The following is a 17,098-nucleotide window of genomic DNA, read 5'->3' on the forward strand; positions in this document are numbered from 1 at the left end:
TGCGGAAGGGATAAGTGCTGAAAGCATCTAAGCATGAAGCCCCCCTCGAGATGAGATTTCCCATAGCGTCAAGCTAGTAAGACCCCTGAAAGATGATCAGGTTGATAGGTTTGAGGTGGAAGCGTGGTGACACGTGGAGCTGACAAATACTAATCGGTCGAGGACTTAACCAAAAACGAAAGGCGAAGGCGACTGTTCAGCTTTGAGAGACGTTGGAAAGCCAGCACTGCAAATCCCGCTTTTGGATTTGTAGGGATGGATTGAAACGGCCGAAAAGCTAGGAGCCGTAGCTGGACAAAACGATAAATGATTACTCTATCTTCTTCTTCTGCATTATCTAGTTTTGAGGGAACAAAACCTCAGGTAAAAAAATAGTCTGGTGACGATAGCGAGAAGGTCACACCCGTTCCCATCCCGAACACGGCAGTTAAGCTTCTCAGCGCCGATGGTAGTTAGGGGCTGTCCCCTTGTGAGAGTAGGACGCCGCCAGGCAAAGTAAAAGAGTACCCATGTGGGTACTCTTTTTTTAGTATAAATGATATCGTTGATAGCCAAAGTGAGAAGAGACTAATGGTCCTTGGTATTGAAGGACAAAACTGTAATATGTAACATGGAAAAAGGCCTTCATAAGGTTGATGAAAGCCGAAATTAGCTTAAACAACAAGAAAAAAGTCCTTCATCAGTTCGATGAAGGACAAAATTAGCCCAAGCAAGAGAAGAAAGGTTCTTCATAAGGCCAATGAAGACCTAAATGAGTTCAAACAACAAGAAAATGGTACTTCATAAAGCTGATATGGCTTTCTTTATTTCCTTTTTAGAAAAGGATAAGATAATACTAAGCCTAACAAATATAAAATAACTAAAAAGTAAACAGGAAGTAAATGAATGAAAGTTGTATATCCAATATATAGATGTGTTCCAATCCCTGCTATAAACGCTGGTAATGCCCCTAAGCATAAAGTATTCCAAATCCAGCGCTCCCCTTTTCTGAAACCCCACAAGGAAATCATTAAAACAAGTAAACCAACACTTATAAGGGCACTGCCAAACCCTGCTCGATCATGTGCGATAACAGAAATCAAATTGTTACTAATGCTATCTAACATTTGAGGTGACATACATAAGAAGCTTAGGTCAGTTGAAACAAAAACTTTGGATACACCTATGGTGGAAATAACAATACCGCCTGCTAATATCAAAAATCCTAGCATAATAAACATCAGCTGACCATAAAGGCCATATTGCCACACTCGATCATTCTTTCCATGGCTGGAAAAAGGGGCACCTGTAATTCTTTTTCCTTCTTTAAAGCTAAAGTAATAGATCGGCAATAAAATAAGCCAAAATAAACCATGCAGCCAATCGAAATAACCGAAACCGATAAAAAGAAAGATACCAATAAACCCTGTGATCGCTGCACTATGAAAAGCAATCCTAGTCCAATGCAGGTCATTCTTAATTCCGTGCCGTGCGAGCTGGATATATAATATTCCTCCAGATATCATTGTTCCTGCTAGAGCCATTCGATCATGTGACATGAAGGATAAGATGAGTGGGTTTACCTGTAAAAGATCGGCTCTTGTCAAACCAATAAATGATTCATCATATGGGAGGATAATACTCGTAAAGGCAAAATATAAGGCAATGATTCCTCCGATTAGGATGGAGAGACCAAATAGAAATGACCAAGACGAGTTTTGCTTTTTAATTGGTCGGACTTCTTCATATAATAATCGTTCATGAATTCGCTTTGGTAACCCTGGACCAGCTTTTACATAGCCATCTGTTAGGATCAATAGCTCTGCACCAGCATGAACTAAAGTACAAGCTTCCTCTGGTGTCTCTACTCCGCCTGAGGTGATAACTATTAGTTCAGGGTAAAGATCTTTAACTTGTTTAATTGTATTAGCTAGGCATTCATTCGCATTTGCAGTTTCATGCCAATAGCTGTCCTCCGTTCGTTTAGGAGCATCTATGACTATACCGCCAATGCATGGGTGGTGTATGAATTCCTCAATATTTAATTCTAGTTTTCTCTTATCATCAGCAGAATATGAGACATAGAAAGAACGCTCTAAACTATTAGTAACAAACGAATTAAATTGTTCACTTGTTCCGATAAAAGCATCCACAAAAGGTGTTAAATGCTGCACAATTATATCCCATTCATATCTCGTAACCTGTTGATCTATCTTAGCAAATATAGGTGTTTTTATGTTTAGATTTGTTAATTTTTTTATCACTAGTTTGAGAGGAACTCTCTCATAATGATCAGAAAACAGAATTTGGCCATTTATAATTCTTGGTTCTTTTTGTGTTTTAGGTTCCTTTAACACGATGGGTCCAAATTCTATAAATCCAAAGCCTAACTCTTGGAAGGCGTTCATACCTGACAAATTAGGGTCAATATGGCCGCTCAACCCAATTGGAGATGAAAATTTAGCATGCTGAATTTCCTTATGAAATTCCCGTGGGGCTTTCATATGTCCTAAAAAATCAATAAGATTTCGACCGCCAGGAATGGATGCAATGGTGCTCATGGATTTATGAATAAACTCTCGGCTTGTTTTTGGGCTCATTTTATTTAGTAGAAGCTTTTTTAATGGATGATAAGACCAGTCTGGCATATATAACACCTTCTAAACATAAAATGATGTGGCTCTTTTAACTATATCGCCCTCTAAATAAATGTATTGAATACTTCCAGTTTAATTCTAGCATGTTTAAATACAAAGGATAAACTGTCCTCTTCTGGAGTTTCACTTATGTTTTCGAGCTATCGTGGCGCTGATCAAAAAGGATTAACGATCTGTTATTCAGGTTAATATAAAAGGTAATTAGAAAATTCTTCTGTTATTTAAAATAAATGGTTCGCATAAAGGAATTTATTCTGTAAAATAAGGAATCAATAGGATTCGACTCTATAATGATTTCTCTTACTTCATCTCTAATTCAACATTTACAAAGGGGGATTTTCATTGCTTGAGAACAGCTTTGTTATGGTCACAATTATTCTTGTCATTAATATTGTGTATGTATCCTTTTTTACAATTAGGATGATTCTGACCCTTAAAGGACAAAGATATCTTGCTGCATTTATTAGTACAATTGAGGTCGTTATTTATGTAATCGGGTTGGGACTTGTTCTTGATAATTTGAATGAGATCCAAAATCTGATTGCTTATGCACTTGGCTATGGAATCGGTGTGATTGTTGGAATGAAGATTGAAGAAAAGCTTGCACTTGGGTACATTACTGTAAATGTAATTACGAAGGAATATGATAAAGATGTACCAAAAGTTTTACGGGAAAAGGGTTATGGGGTAACAAATTGGGCAGCTAATGGCTTGGAAGGTGATCGGATGGCATTACAAATCCTTACACCAAGAAAATATGAGTTAAAACTTTATCAAACAATTAAAGAGTTAGACCCGAAGGCATTTATTATTGCATATGAGCCGAAAACAATCCATGGAGGTTTCTGGGTGAAATCAGTAAAGAAAGGAAAGTTGTTTCGTGAGTAAAGGAAAACAAAAAATGCTATTTGAAGTACAAGAAAATGAAACGATTGATCACTGTCTCGATCGTATTCAAAAAGCAGGTTATATTCCAGTGAGAAGGACGGAAAAGCCTATTTTTGAAGAAGTGAAACAAGATGGCACAGTAACTTATAAGCCAATAGGACGGCAAATTATATTTGAAGGGAAACCAATCCAACAATAAAACACGAACAATAGATGTATGACTTCTTGTATTGTTCGATTTATTGGTTGACAGGATTCACTTAAAGTTGTTAAGATAAGTGTAGAAATTAAAAACGAATTGAATAGCCCTCGTATAATAATGGGAATATGGCCCATAAGTTTCTACCCGATAACCGTAAATTATTGGACTATGAGGGAAAGTAGATATTTCCGGCGAATGAAAGAAGATATCCTGCTTTAGTGGATTATTCTATTTATTATGCTTATTTTTGCCCGGACAGATTACTTTCTCTCATTGTAGTAGAAAGAATCTGTTCGGGCTTTTTATATTTTCTACAAGTAACTAAATGAAAGATATATATAGATAACTAGAGAACTGGAGGGGAATTATGGAGGAGAAGGTTGCTGTAATTATGGGAAGCAAGTCAGATTGGGAAACAATGAAGCATGCTTGCGCTGTTCTAGATGAACTCGAAATTAGCTATGAAAAAAAGGTTGTGTCTGCTCATCGTACACCAGATCTTATGTTTATATTTGCAGAAGAGGCAAGAGAAAAAGGAATCAAGGTAATTATTGCCGGTGCTGGGGGAGCTGCTCATCTTCCAGGAATGGTTGCAGCGAAAACAACACTTCCTGTGATTGGTGTGCCAGTTCAATCCAGAGCGTTAAATGGCTTAGATTCATTGTTATCCATTGTGCAAATGCCAGGAGGGGTTCCAGTAGCAACTGTTGCTATTGGTAAGGCTGGTGCGACGAATGCAGGACTGCTTGCAGCCCAAATCTTAGGAACGAACGATCTCGAAATTGCCGCCCGATTGGACAAAAAAAGAACACAAACGATGCAGGAAGTGTTAGAAAGTAGTGATGAGCTTGTCTAATCAAGTTATTTTACCCGGACAAACGATTGGCATCATTGGTGGAGGTCAGCTAGGAAGAATGATGGCCATTGCTGCAAAAGCGAATGGCTTTAGCATTGCTGTTCTAGATCCAACAGAGGATTCACCTTGCGGACAACTGGCTGACCATAGGATTGTCGGTGATTACGATGACATCATCTCCATTAAGGAATTGGCTAAAGTAAGTGATGTGATCACATATGAATTTGAGAATATTAGTGTAGGAGCCTTGGAATGGCTTTGCAGCAATGCCTATGTGCCTCAAGGATCTGCATTACTTGAAATAACACAGGATCGCATGAAGGAGAAAGCAGCTATCGAAAAGGCAGGTTTAATGGTTGCTCCTTATGCCGTAATCGAAACGCGAGAGAAAATTTATGATAATATAGAAAAGCTTGGGCTTCCAGCAGTATTAAAGACTTCCAGAGGCGGCTATGACGGTAAAGGGCAGTATGTTATTAAAAGTACGCTAGAAATAAATGAGGCAGCTGAGCTTCTCGAAAAGGGCGTTTGTGTGCTTGAACAATGGATTCCTTTTGAACAAGAAATTTCCGTTATTATTTGCCGAAACAGCAATGGAGAAATCGCTGTTTTCCCAGTTGGAGAAAATATTCATAAAGACAATATTCTTCACCAGACGATTGTGCCGGCAAGAATAACAAAGAATGCAGAGGAAAAGGCAATTCAAGCGGCAAAGCAGCTTGCCTGTGAGCTAGGTCTCGTCGGAACATTAGCTGTAGAGATGTTTCTGACGAAGGATGACCAAATTTACATAAATGAGCTGGCTCCACGGCCTCATAATTCAGGGCACTATTCCATTGAAGCGTGTGAAACCTCTCAATTTGAACAGCATATTCGTTCGATCTGTAATTGGCCGCTCGGTCAGACTGCGCTATTAAAACCAGCAGTTATGGTTAATATATTAGGTGAACATCAGCAGGGAATAATAGAAAATGTTCCTTCACTAACCGACTGGAAAATTCATTTGTACGGAAAAAGGGATGCCAAATATAAACGTAAGATGGGCCATGTCACGCTTTTACGTAATTCAGTTGAAGAAGCACTGGCTGAAATAGAGAAAAGTGCTATATGGTCTGATGTAACAGAAAAGATCGGAGGATAAAACATGATTGAACGTTATACAAGACCCGAGATGGGGGCCATTTGGACGGAGGAAAATCGCTTCCAAGCTTGGCTGGAGGTTGAAATTCTAGCATGTGAGGCATGGGCGGAGTTGGGGGATATCCCTAAAGAGGATGTTCAAAAAATCCGTGAAAAAGCTTCATTTGATATTAACCGCATAAAAGAAATTGAAGAAGAAACAAGACATGATGTTGTTGCATTCACACGTGCGGTATCAGAAACACTTGGTGAAGAACGCAAATGGGTTCACTACGGCTTAACATCAACTGACGTGGTAGATACAGCACTTTCCTACTTAATTAAGCAAGCGAATAATATTCTTCTTAAAGATTTAGAACGCTTCGTTGAGATTTTGAAAAATAAAGCAAAAGAGCATAAGCATACTGTTATGATGGGGCGCACACATGGTGTCCATGCAGAGCCGACAACTTTTGGGTTAAAGCTTGCCCTCTGGTATGAAGAAATGAAGCGAAACCTTGACCGCTTTAAAGAGGCAGCAGCAGGTGTGGAATTCGGTAAAATTTCTGGAGCAGTTGGAACGTATGCAAATATCGATCCATTCGTTGAACAATACGTATGTGAAAAGCTTGGCCTGCAGCCAGCACCAATTTCAACACAAACATTGCAGCGTGACCGTCATGCGCATTATATGGGGGCACTTGCACTAGTTGCCACTTCCATTGAAAAATTTGCTACTGAGGTTCGTGGCCTACAAAAAAGTGAAACACGTGAAGTGGAAGAGTTTTTTGCAAAGGGTCAAAAAGGTTCGTCTGCAATGCCGCATAAACGCAATCCGATTGGCTCAGAAAATATGACTGGCCTGGCGCGTGTCATCCGTGGCTACATGATGACAGCATATGAAAATGTTTCATTATGGCATGAGCGCGATATTTCCCACTCATCTGCTGAAAGAATCATCCTTCCAGATGCAACGATTGCGTTAAATTATATGCTGAACCGTTTCGGCAATATTGTGAAGAACTTAACGGTCTTCCCTGAAAATATGAAGCGCAATATGGATCGTACACTTGGCTTAATCTACTCACAGCGTGTCCTTCTTGCCTTAATTGATAAAGGATTAACACGTGAAGAAGCTTATGACACAGTACAGCCAAGAGCAATGGAAGCATGGGAAAAGCAAGTTCATTTCCGCAGCTTGATTGAACAGGATGAAATCATTGCAGCTAAGCTTTCTGAAGCGGAAATCGATGATTGCTTCGACTACAACTACCATATTAAACATGTAGATACAATTTTTGAGCGTTTAGGCTTATAACAATCAAATAAGAGGTAAAGCTCAAACTTTACCTCTTATTAAATATCCAAAAAGTATGAAAAATAGTTAAAATATTCCCAATTTTCTTGAAGAGGTGGGTTTCCAAGTGGAAAAAGGAACATTGTTATATGAAGGCAAGGCGAAAAAAGTATATCAAACAAATAATGATGACATCGTTTGGGTTGAATATAAGGATTCAGCAACAGCTTTTAACGGAGAGAAGAAAGCCAGTATTGCTGGAAAAGGCCGCTTAAATAATGAGATTACTAGTTTACTATTTTCTAAGATTCAAGCGCTTGGAATTGATTCTCACTTCATTAAAAAGGTTTCAGAAACAGAGCAGCTTGTCAAAAAGGTAGAAATCATTCCGCTTGAAACCGTTGTTCGCAATCTTTCTGCGGGAAGCTTTGCCAAGAGGCTGGGAGTAGAGGAAGGCACCAAATTAGCAAGACCGATCGTCGAGTTTTATTATAAAGACGACGCGCTGGGAGACCCGCTGCTAACAGAAGATCATATTGAAATCCTTCAGCTCGCCAACATCGACGAAGTGGCAATTTTAAAAGAAAAAGCACTTCAAGTAAACACCGTGTTATCGGGACTATTTAAAGAGCTTGGTATCCGCCTTGTTGACTTTAAGCTGGAGTTTGGAAAAGACGAAAATGGAAACATTTTGCTTGCAGATGAAATCTCACCTGATACATGCAGGCTTTGGGATGACAAAACGAATGAGAAGCTAGATAAAGATGTATTCCGTAGAGACCTTGGGAATTTAACAGATGCATATGAAACTATTTTAGCGAGACTGGGAGGCCAATCAGTATGTATAAAGTAAAAGTATTCGTCACTTTAAGAGAAAGTGTTTTAGATCCTCAAGGAACAGTGGTAAAAAATTCTCTGCATTCCATGAACTATAGTGAAGTATCTGATGTACGTATCGGTAAGTATATGGAGCTTACTATTGAAAAGAGCAACCGCCCAGTTGAAGAGGCTGTAAAGGAAATGTGCGAACGCCTCTTGGCTAATGTTGTGATTGAAGATTACCGTTATGAAATTGAGGAGGCTGTTGCTCAGTGAAATTTGCGGTCATTGTTTTTCCAGGATCGAATTGTGACGTAGACATGTATCATGCTGTGAAGGATGAACTTGGCGCTGAGGTGGAATATGTTTGGCATGACAGAGAAAGCTTAGATGAGTTTGATGGAATTCTTCTTCCGGGTGGATTTTCATATGGTGATTATCTGCGTTCCGGAGCAATCGCACGCTTTAGTAATGTGATGAAGGAAGTCGTGAAGGCGGCAGAGGCTGGAAAGCCGGTATTAGGCGTATGCAATGGATTCCAGATTTTATTAGAAGCAGGTCTTTTGCCTGGAGCAATGAAACGAAATGAAAGCTTAAAGTTTATTTGCCGCTCAGTTGAATTACAAGTGGAAAATAACAAGACGATGTTTTCATCCGCATATGAAAGCAATGAAGTGATTACGATTCCAATCGCTCATGGTGAAGGAAATTATTATTGTGATGAAGAGACACTAGCAAAGCTGAAAGCTAATAATCAAATTGTATTCACATACAGTGGAACCAACCCAAATGGCAGTTTAGCAGATATCGCTGGAATAATTAATGAAAAAGGAAATGTCCTTGGAATGATGCCCCATCCTGAGCGTGCAGTAGATGAGCTCTTGGGCTTCGCAGATGGCTTGAAACTTTTTCAATCGATCGTAAAACAATGGAGGGAAGCACATGTCGTTAATGCTTGAACCAAATCCAGAACAATTAAAGGCACAGCAGGTTTACAAAGAAATGGGATTGTCGGATGAAGAATTTGCGATGATTGAAAAGATTCTCGGGCGTCTGCCGAATTATACAGAAATTGGCCTGTTCTCTGTCATGTGGTCAGAGCACTGCAGCTATAAAAATTCGAAGCCTGTCTTGAAAAAGTTCCCAACAACAGGAGAGAAGGTACTTCAAGGACCTGGTGAAGGTGCTGGGATTGTTGATATTGGTGACGAGCAGGCTGTTGTTTTCAAAATTGAAAGTCATAATCATCCTTCAGCAATTGAGCCATATCAAGGCGCAGCGACAGGGGTTGGCGGTATTATTCGTGATGTCTTTTCAATGGGCGCACGTCCTGTTGCCATGCTAAATTCTTTACGCTTTGGCGAACTGGATAATGCGCGTACGAAGTACCTTTTTAAAGAAGTGGTTGCTGGAATTGCCGGTTATGGTAACTGTATTGGAATTCCGACAGTCGGTGGGGAAATTCAATTTGAATCAGCCTATGAAGGAAATCCATTAGTCAATGCCATGTGTGTCGGGTTAATTGACCATAAGGATATTCAAAAGGGGCAGGCTCATGGTATCGGAAATACTGTCATGTATGTCGGTGCGAAGACTGGCCGTGACGGAATCCATGGGGCAACTTTTGCTTCTGAGGAGCTAACAGATCAATCAGAGGAGAAGCGTCCAGCCGTTCAAGTAGGAGACCCTTTCATGGAGAAGCTTTTACTTGAAGCATGTTTAGAGCTAGTGAAGTCAGATGCTCTTGTCGGCATTCAGGATATGGGTGCAGCAGGTTTAACAAGCTCATCCGCGGAAATGGCGAGTAAAGCAGGCTCAGGTATTGAAATGAATCTTGACCTTGTGCCACAAAGGGAAACAGGCATGACTGCCTATGAAATGATGCTTTCTGAATCTCAGGAACGAATGCTTATTGTCGTAAGAAAAGGCAGGGAGCAAGAGATTGTTGACCTTTTTTCTAAATACGATTTGGAAGCTGTTGCAATTGGCACGGTTACAGATGATAAAATGCTGCGCCTTATCCACAATGGAGAAATTGTTGCAAATGTTCCAGCAGATGCGCTTGCTGAAGAGGCGCCTGTTTATCATAAGCCATCTCAGGAACCTGAATATTACCGTGAGTTTCAGATGATGGAAAATGATATTCCAGCAGTCGATGATCCTAAGGAAACATTAATGAAATTGCTTCAACAGCCGACAATTGCAAGCAAAGAATGGGTCTATGATCAGTATGATTATATGGTTCGTACGAATACTGTTGTAGCGCCAGGCTCAGATGCGGCTGTCATTCGAATTCGCGGTACACGAAAAGGGCTTGCGATGACGACGGATTGTAATTCCCGCTATATGTATTTAGATCCGGAGACAGGCGGGAAGATTGCTGTTGCAGAAGCAGCAAGAAATATCGTTTGTTCTGGCGGTGAGCCTTTAGCGATTACTGATAACTTAAACTTCGGCAATCCTGAGAAGCCTGAAATCTTCTGGCAGATTGAAAAGTCAGCTGATGGCATAAGTGAAGCATGCCGGACGTTAAATACGCCTGTCATTGGCGGAAATGTTTCATTATATAACGAAACGAATGGAGCGGCGATTTATCCTACACCAGTTATTGGAATGGTCGGACTTGTTGCTGATATTGAGCATGCCACAACTCAAAGCTTTAAAGAAGCAGGGGATCTCATTTATCTTTTAGGCGAAACGAAGGATGAATTTGGAGGCAGCGAGCTGCAAAAGCTGACATATGGAAAGATTTTTGGAAAAGCACCTGAGCTTGATTTAGAAAAAGAAGCTGCCTACCAAAGCCAAGTATTAAAAGCAATTCGTGAGCGTCTTGTTGCTTCTGCACATGATGTAGCAGAAGGCGGGCTGGCCGTTTCTGTTGCCGAAAGCCTCATCGGTTCGAAAAATCTTGGAGCCAATATAAAAATTGCTGGTAACACAGTTTCTGCTTTATTTAGTGAATCGCAATCTCGCTTCGTGCTTTCTGTGAAAAAAGAGCATCAACAAGCATTTGAAAGTTTAGTAGATGCGAAGTTAATCGGAGAAGTAACTGATTTGCCTGTTCTTCAAATTTCTTCAGAGGAAGGGCTTGTGCTAACTGAGCAGGTTGCCGTGCTGAAGAAAGCCTGGAAAGGAGCAATCCCATGCTTGCTGAAATAAAAGGATTGAATGAGGAATGCGGGATTTTTGGTGTCTGGGGACATCCTGAAGCATCACAAATTACTTATTATGGGCTGCATAGCTTGCAGCACCGCGGTCAAGAAGGCACAGGTATTGTCGTAACAGATGGTAAGAAGCTTATCGGAAAAAAAGGCGAAGGACTCGTTACAGAGATTTTTACCTCGGAAGTCATTCAGGAGCTTGAAGGAAAAGCGGCTATTGGGCATGTCAGGTATGCAACAGCTGGCGGTGGCGGTTATGAGAATGTCCAGCCGCTGCTATTTAACTCTCAAAGTGGAAGTCTGTCTCTTTGTCATAACGGCAACCTGATTAATGCTACTGCTCTAAGAAGTCAGCTTGAAGCTCAAGGAAGTATTTTTCAAACAAGCTCGGATACTGAAGTGTTGGCACATTTAATTAAAAGAGGAGGATTTTCTTCCTTTAAGGATAGGGTGAAAAATGCACTTTCCATGGTTAAGGGTGCCTATGCCTTTCTCATAATGACAGAAACAGAATTGATGGTAGCACTCGATCCAAACGGAATGAGACCACTTTCTTTAGGTAAAATAGGAGATGCCTATGTTGTAGCATCGGAAACTTGTGCTTTTGATATCGTCGGAGCAGAATTTGTTCGCGATGTACTGCCAGGTGAATTGCTCATTATTGACGACAATGGATTCCGTTCAGAAATGTTTGCCTTTGCATCAAATATTGCTATGTGCACGATGGAGTATGTTTATTTTTCCCGTCCAGATAGTAATATTAATGGCATTAATGTTCATACAGCAAGGAAAAACCTTGGTAAGCAATTGGCGATTGAGGTTCCTGTTGAAGCAGATGTTGTCACGGGTGTTCCAGATTCAAGTATTTCAGTTGCGATTGGCTATGCAGAGGCCTCTGGCATTCCGTACGAAATGGGACTAATCAAGAACAAATATGTTGGCCGTACCTTCATTCAGCCATCACAATCTTTAAGGGAGCAGGGCGTTAAAATGAAGCTTTCTCCTGTTCGGGGTGTTGTAGAAGGGAAAAGAGTCGTCATGGTCGATGATTCCATTGTTCGTGGAACGACAAGCAGAAGAATCGTTTCGATGCTGAAAGAAGCAGGTGCAACAGAGGTACATGTGCTAATCAGTTCACCTCCTATTAAGAATCCGTGTTTCTATGGCATTGATACATCGAAAAAGGAAGAGTTAATTGCTGCTAATCATTCCGTTGAGGAAATTAGAGAATTAATTGGGGCAGATTCCCTTACCTTTCTTAGTGTAGAAGGAATGGTTGAAGCGATCGGGCGAAAGGAAGATGGAGAAACACGCGGTTCCTGTCTTGCTTGCTTTACCGGTAAATATCCGACAGAGATTTATCCCGATGCATTAGAACCTTTTGAAACTGTTCGATAAAGTGAAACATAGGTCAGTGGGGGCTATAAAGCCTATTAATTTGCGATAAAAAAGAAAGAGCGGCATTGCAGGATGTCGCTTTTGTTTTCAACAAAAGAGGAGGATCAAGATGGCGAATGCTTATAAACAAGCCGGAGTGAACATTGAAGCAGGATATGAGGCGGTATCTCGGATGAAGAAACATGTTCAAAAGACTGTGCGTCCTGGTGTGATGGGCGGCCTAGGCGGTTTTGGCGGCATGTTTGATTTATCGGTCTTAAACTTAAAAGAGCCGGTTCTAGTATCGGGTACCGATGGAGTCGGAACAAAGCTAATGCTAGCTTTTATGATGGATCAGCACGATACGATCGGGATTGATGCAGTCGCCATGTGTGTAAATGATATTGTTGTGCAAGGGGCGGAACCGCTCTATTTCTTAGATTATATCGCTTGTGGAAAAGCAGATCCGACAAGAATCGAAGCGATTGTGAAGGGGATTTCAGAAGGCTGTGAACAGGCAGGCTGTGCGCTTGTTGGTGGTGAAACAGCAGAAATGCCTGGTATGTATAGTGAGGACGAATATGATCTTGCCGGTTTTTCAGTTGGTGCTTGTGAGAAATCAAAGCTGATTGACGGAAAGAAAATAAAATCCGGAGATGTATTGATCGGTTTAGCTTCTAACGGAATCCATAGCAATGGATATTCGCTTGTTAGAAAACTATTTTTTGAGAAAGCGAATATGGAATTAACAGAGTATGTAGATACGCTAGGCTGCACATTAGGAGAAGAATTACTTCGTCCGACAAGAATTTATGTGAAATCAATTTTATCAGCAATGAAACAATTCGAATTAAAAGGATTGGCTCATATTACTGGCGGCGGATTCATTGAAAATATCCCGCGTATGCTCCCAGAAGGCCTTGGTGCGGAACTGATTGAGAGTAACTGGGAAGTTCCTGCTGTCTTTAGATTGATGGAGGAAATCGGTGAACTGGACCGTCAGGAAATGTACAATATTTTTAATATGGGAACAGGGATGGTTGTTGCGGTAGATGAGGAAATCGCAAATGAAGTGATTGCCCATTTTAATCGTCAAGGTGAGAAAGCTTATATAATCGGTAAAGTAGTAGAGGGAACAGGTGTTGAAGTTTGTAGGGGGAACCGATGAAAAAGATTGCTATATTTGCTTCTGGAAGCGGTACGAACTTTCAGGCAATTTTGGATGAAGTAAAAGCGGGTAAGCTTTCCGCTGAAATTGAGCTGCTCGTTTGTGATCGTCCTGGTGCTTACAGTATTAAAAGAGCCAACAGTGAAGGGATTCTACCATTTGTTTTTTCTGCAAAAGAGTATGTGAGTAAAGAAGATTACGAGACTGAGATTTTGCAGAAATTAAAAGAACTTGAGGTGGATTATGTAGTCCTAGCAGGCTATATGCGACTCATTGGTCCAACACTTCTAAAAGCATACGAGGGCAGGATTATTAATATTCACCCCTCTCTTTTACCCGCTTTTCCTGGAAAGGATGCAATTGGTCAAGCGCTTAACGCGAATGTAAGCGTAAGTGGTGTAACGATTCATTTTGTCGATGAAGGAATGGATACTGGTCCAATTATTGCTCAAGAATCTGTTCTGCTTAGTGAAGGGGAAACCCTTGAAAGTCTTCAAGCCAAAATACATGAGGTTGAACATAAGCTATATCCGGCAGTATTGCAGAGTTTGATAAATAGAGATTAGAACATCTATCTACGTACGATCTAGGAGGATGACAGATGAAAAAACGAGCGCTAATTAGTGTTTCAGATAAAAATGGTGTAACTGAATTTGCACAGCAATTAAGTGAGCTAGGCTTTGAGATCATTTCGACAGGCGGTACGAAGAAGGCTTTAGAAGAAGTTGGTGTACCAGTAGTTGGAGTTAGTGATGTAACTGGATTTCCTGAAATTCTAGAAGGCCGGGTAAAGACATTAAATCCAATGATTCATGGTGGTCTGCTTGCAAAATTTAATGAGCCTAGTCATAAGAAGCAGCTTGAAGAACATCAAATTCAGCCAATTCAACTAGTTTGCGTTAATCTATATCCATTTCAGCAAACGATTGCGAAACCAGATGTAACGGTTGATGATGCCATTGAAAACATTGATATTGGCGGACCTGCAATGCTGCGGGCATCTGCAAAAAATCATGAGTATGTAACAGTTGTTGTTGATCCAGTTGACTATCAGACCGTTTTAGCCCAATTAAAGGAAACAGGAGAAGTGGAAAAAGAAACGCGCCGAAAGCTTGCTGCAAAAGTGTTCCGTCATACGGCTGCCTATGATGCAATGATTGCTGAGTATATGACAAAGCTTACGAACGAAGAAGCACCTGAAAAGCTGACGGTTACATATGAATTAAAGCAATCGCTTAGATATGGAGAAAACCCTCATCAAAAGGCAGCTTTTTACCGCAAGCCTTTAGGCTCTGACTTTTCAATTGCAAATGCAGAGCAACTGCATGGGAAAGAGCTTTCCTACAATAATATTAATGATGCAGATGCTGCCCTTCAGATTGTGAAAGAATTTACTGAACCTGCCGCTGTAGCAGTCAAGCATATGAATCCTTGTGGCGTAGGTAGCGGAACAACTGTTTATGATGCGTTCTCAAAGGCATTTGCAGCCGATCCTATCTCTATTTTTGGCGGAATTATTGCCTTTAATCGAGAGGTGGATGAGGAAACGGCTCACAAGCTATACGAAATCTTCCTTGAGATTATTATTGCTCCAGCTTTTACAAAAGAAGCTTTAGCTATTTTAACAGGGAAAAAGAATCTTCGCCTATTAACGATTCCTTTTCAAACAAATGAGAAAGCGGAAGTGAAACTTACTTCCATTGAAGGCGGATTGCTCGTCCAGCAAGCTGATGGGTACACAATAGATGATGCAACTCTATCGGTAGCAACAAGCAGAGAGCCTTCTGAAGAGGAATGGAAAGCGCTCAATCTTGGCTGGAAGGTTGTTAAGCATGTGAAATCGAATGCCATTGTTGTCAATAATGCAGATAGGACATTGGGGATTGGTGCTGGACAAATGAACCGGGTCGGAGCAGCTAAGATTGCCCTTGAGCAGGCAGGAGAAAAAGCGGTTGGGGCAGTCATGGCATCTGATGCTTTCTTTCCGATGAATGATACGGTTGAGGCTGCCGCGAAAGCAGGAATTACAGCTATTATTCAGCCTGGCGGGTCTGTGCGTGATGAGGATTCGATCAAAAAAGCAGATGAGTATGGGATTGCTATGGTCTTCACAGGAGTAAGGCATTTTAAACATTAAGGACTGTGTAAAAATATCGGAGGTGTGCAGATAATGAATGTATTAGTCATTGGCAGAGGTGGACGTGAGCATGCAATTTGCCGAAAGCTTTCCGAGAGTCAGGCAGTTCGGCAAGTATTTGTCGCACATGGAAATCCAGGAATGGAAGATGTCGCAACGCTTGTAACCATTCAGGAGCATGAGCAGGAACAGCTTATCCAATTTGCAAAGGAAAATGAGATTGCTTTGACAGTTGTGGGACCAGAGGTTCCATTGCTAGAGGGTCTTGTGAATCGTTTTCAAGAAGAAGACTTAGTTGCTTTTGGGCCGAGAAAAGAGGCCGCGATTATAGAGGGCAGCAAGTCTTTTGCAAAAGAATTAATGAAAAAATACAAGATTCCAACAGCTGATTATGCTGTTTTCTCTAACTATGAAGAAGCGAGTGCTTATTTAGAGGAAAAAGGTGCACCGATTGTTATTAAAGCAGATGGTTTGGCAGCTGGTAAAGGTGTCACTGTTGCAATGACGATGGATGAGGCAAGAAAGAGTCTTAAAGAAATGTTGTTGAATGAGCAGTTTGGCCATGCTTCATCAACGGTTGTTATGGAAGAATTCCTAACGGGTGAAGAGATCTCTCTAATGGCGTTTGTGAATGGTGAAACAGTTGTTCCACTTGAGATTGCTCAGGATCATAAGCGTGCATACGATGGTGACTTAGGTCCGAATACGGGGGGAATGGGTGCTTATTCTCCAGTACCGCATATTAGTGATGCGATTGTGAGAACAGCTGTGGAAACGATTTTGCAGCCGACAGCGAAAGCACTTGTGCAAGAAGGCAGAGAATTTTGCGGTGTACTCTATGCCGGATTGATCATTACCGAAGCTGGCCCTAAAGTCATTGAATTCAATGCACGATTTGGTGACCCTGAAACACAGGTGATTCTACCGAGGATGAAATCAGATCTAGCGGAAGTCATGCTTGCTGTGGTTCGTGGAGAAAGACCTGAAATCATTTGGGATGAACAGGTCATGCTGGGTGTTGTTGCTGCTTCTGTTGGATATCCGGAACAGTATAGAAAAGGCGCAGTATTAGAAGGACTGCAAGAAATTAGTTCAGATGTTTATGTGTTTCATGCTGGAACAGATATAAATCGTGCTAAAGAATTTATTACGAATGGCGGCCGTGTCCTGCTTGCAGGTGCAAAAGCGAAAACATTACAAGAGGCGCAAGAGAAAGTTTATGATGAATTAAGAAAAATCAATTGTGCTGGTATTTTTTATCGTAAAGATATTGGATATAAAGCTATCGGGCACGCCGTTTATTAGATTTTCGGATATAAACGAAGAGCAAAGCGACGATACTGCCAATAAGTGCAATCAGTACAAAAGACATATCTGTGAGGTATTCCCAAAACATTTGTGCCACTCCTTTATGTATAGCCCCCAAATATAATGGGGG

General features: G+C 40.9%; 16 protein-coding genes, 2 rRNA genes and 1 riboswitch. Of the genes, 16 read left to right on the top strand and 2 right to left on the bottom strand.

All coding sequences use genetic code 11. The features are described 5' to 3' along the window. Positions 1-173, top strand: a 23S ribosomal RNA gene (locus tag ACFYKT_RS12000); the annotation flags it as partial. 202 nt (positions 174-375) lie between these two features. Beyond that, positions 376-492, top strand: a 5S ribosomal RNA gene (rrf, locus tag ACFYKT_RS12005). A 311-nt stretch (positions 493-803) separates the two neighbouring features. Here rrf and ACFYKT_RS12010 read toward each other — a convergent pair. Beyond that, positions 804-2,627 (bottom strand): dihydroorotate dehydrogenase, encoded by a 1,824-nt coding sequence (locus ACFYKT_RS12010; RefSeq protein WP_389219773.1) that lies wholly within the window; start codon positions 2,625-2,627, stop codon positions 804-806. A gap of 351 nt (positions 2,628-2,978) precedes the next feature. On the opposite strand from ACFYKT_RS12010, the gene ACFYKT_RS12015 reads away from it, so the two are divergent. From ACFYKT_RS12015 to purD, 14 genes are all read left to right on the top strand, one after another. Further along, positions 2,979-3,524 (top strand): DUF2179 domain-containing protein, encoded by a 546-nt coding sequence (locus ACFYKT_RS12015; RefSeq protein WP_389219775.1) that lies wholly within the window; start codon positions 2,979-2,981, stop codon positions 3,522-3,524. After that, positions 3,517-3,723 (top strand): NETI motif-containing protein, encoded by a 207-nt coding sequence (locus tag ACFYKT_RS12020; protein ID WP_389219776.1) that lies wholly within the window; start codon positions 3,517-3,519, stop codon positions 3,721-3,723. The genes ACFYKT_RS12015 and ACFYKT_RS12020 overlap by 8 nt, the downstream gene beginning before the upstream one ends. Before the next feature lie 90 nt (positions 3,724-3,813). Continuing rightward, positions 3,814-3,915, top strand: a riboswitch (purine riboswitch). Positions 3,916-4,093: 178 nt separating this feature from the next. Then, positions 4,094-4,582, top strand: a complete 489-nt coding sequence (purE, locus tag ACFYKT_RS12025; protein WP_389219778.1) for a 5-(carboxyamino)imidazole ribonucleotide mutase — start codon at positions 4,094-4,096, stop codon at positions 4,580-4,582. Next, positions 4,569-5,723 carry a 5-(carboxyamino)imidazole ribonucleotide synthase gene (gene purK, locus ACFYKT_RS12030; RefSeq protein WP_389220321.1) on the top strand — a complete coding sequence of 385 codons (1,155 nt, stop codon included), beginning with the start codon at positions 4,569-4,571 and terminating at the stop codon, positions 5,721-5,723. Before purE ends, purK begins: the two co-directional genes overlap by 14 nt. 3 nt (positions 5,724-5,726) lie before the next feature. Further along, complete coding sequence (gene purB / locus ACFYKT_RS12035) at positions 5,727-7,019, top strand: adenylosuccinate lyase (protein ID WP_389219780.1); 1,293 nt, start codon at positions 5,727-5,729, stop codon at positions 7,017-7,019. Between the two features lie 106 nt (positions 7,020-7,125). Continuing rightward, entirely contained in the window at positions 7,126-7,851 is a 726-nt protein-coding gene (gene purC / locus ACFYKT_RS12040) for a phosphoribosylaminoimidazolesuccinocarboxamide synthase (protein WP_389219782.1), read from the top strand. Then, a complete protein-coding gene (purS, locus tag ACFYKT_RS12045) occupies positions 7,839-8,093 on the top strand; it encodes a phosphoribosylformylglycinamidine synthase subunit PurS (protein WP_389219784.1) in 255 nt (84 codons plus the stop codon). The genes purC and purS overlap by 13 nt, the downstream gene beginning before the upstream one ends. After that, a complete protein-coding gene (purQ, locus tag ACFYKT_RS12050) occupies positions 8,090-8,776 on the top strand; it encodes a phosphoribosylformylglycinamidine synthase subunit PurQ (RefSeq protein WP_389219786.1) in 687 nt (228 codons plus the stop codon). The genes purS and purQ overlap by 4 nt, the downstream gene beginning before the upstream one ends. Beyond that, positions 8,760-10,976 carry a phosphoribosylformylglycinamidine synthase subunit PurL gene (purL, locus tag ACFYKT_RS12055; RefSeq protein WP_389219788.1) on the top strand — a complete coding sequence of 739 codons (2,217 nt, stop codon included), beginning with the start codon at positions 8,760-8,762 and terminating at the stop codon, positions 10,974-10,976. The genes purQ and purL overlap by 17 nt, the downstream gene beginning before the upstream one ends. Beyond that, on the top strand, positions 10,961-12,376 hold the full coding sequence (gene purF / locus ACFYKT_RS12060) for an amidophosphoribosyltransferase (RefSeq protein ID WP_389219790.1): 1,416 nt from the start codon (positions 10,961-10,963) through the stop codon (positions 12,374-12,376). Before purL ends, purF begins: the two co-directional genes overlap by 16 nt. A 109-nt stretch (positions 12,377-12,485) precedes the next feature. After that, positions 12,486-13,523: a phosphoribosylformylglycinamidine cyclo-ligase gene (gene purM, locus ACFYKT_RS12065; protein ID WP_389219792.1), complete on the top strand. Its 1,038-nt coding sequence runs from the start codon at positions 12,486-12,488 to the stop codon at positions 13,521-13,523. Further along, positions 13,520-14,089: a phosphoribosylglycinamide formyltransferase gene (gene purN, locus ACFYKT_RS12070; RefSeq protein ID WP_389219794.1), complete on the top strand. Its 570-nt coding sequence runs from the start codon at positions 13,520-13,522 to the stop codon at positions 14,087-14,089. The genes purM and purN overlap by 4 nt, the downstream gene beginning before the upstream one ends. A 35-nt stretch (positions 14,090-14,124) precedes the next feature. Next, positions 14,125-15,660, top strand: a complete 1,536-nt coding sequence (purH, locus tag ACFYKT_RS12075) for a bifunctional phosphoribosylaminoimidazolecarboxamide formyltransferase/IMP cyclohydrolase (protein ID WP_389219796.1) — start codon at positions 14,125-14,127, stop codon at positions 15,658-15,660. Positions 15,661-15,693: 33 nt separating this feature from the next. Next, the gene (gene purD, locus ACFYKT_RS12080) at positions 15,694-16,965 is read left to right on the top strand and encodes a phosphoribosylamine--glycine ligase (RefSeq protein WP_389219798.1); all 1,272 of its coding nucleotides are present in this window, start codon (positions 15,694-15,696) and stop codon (positions 16,963-16,965) included. Here purD and ACFYKT_RS12085 read toward each other — a convergent pair. After that, entirely contained in the window at positions 16,943-17,056 is a 114-nt protein-coding gene (locus ACFYKT_RS12085) for an EYxxD motif small membrane protein (protein WP_389219800.1), read from the bottom strand. The two genes, purD and ACFYKT_RS12085, sit on opposite strands and share 23 nt — an antisense overlap. Positions 17,057-17,098: the final 42 nt, after the last annotated feature.

The organism is Cytobacillus mangrovibacter (assembly GCF_042865275.1).
Taxonomy (GTDB): Bacteria; Bacillota; Bacilli; order Bacillales; family Cytobacillaceae; genus Cytobacillus; species Cytobacillus mangrovibacter.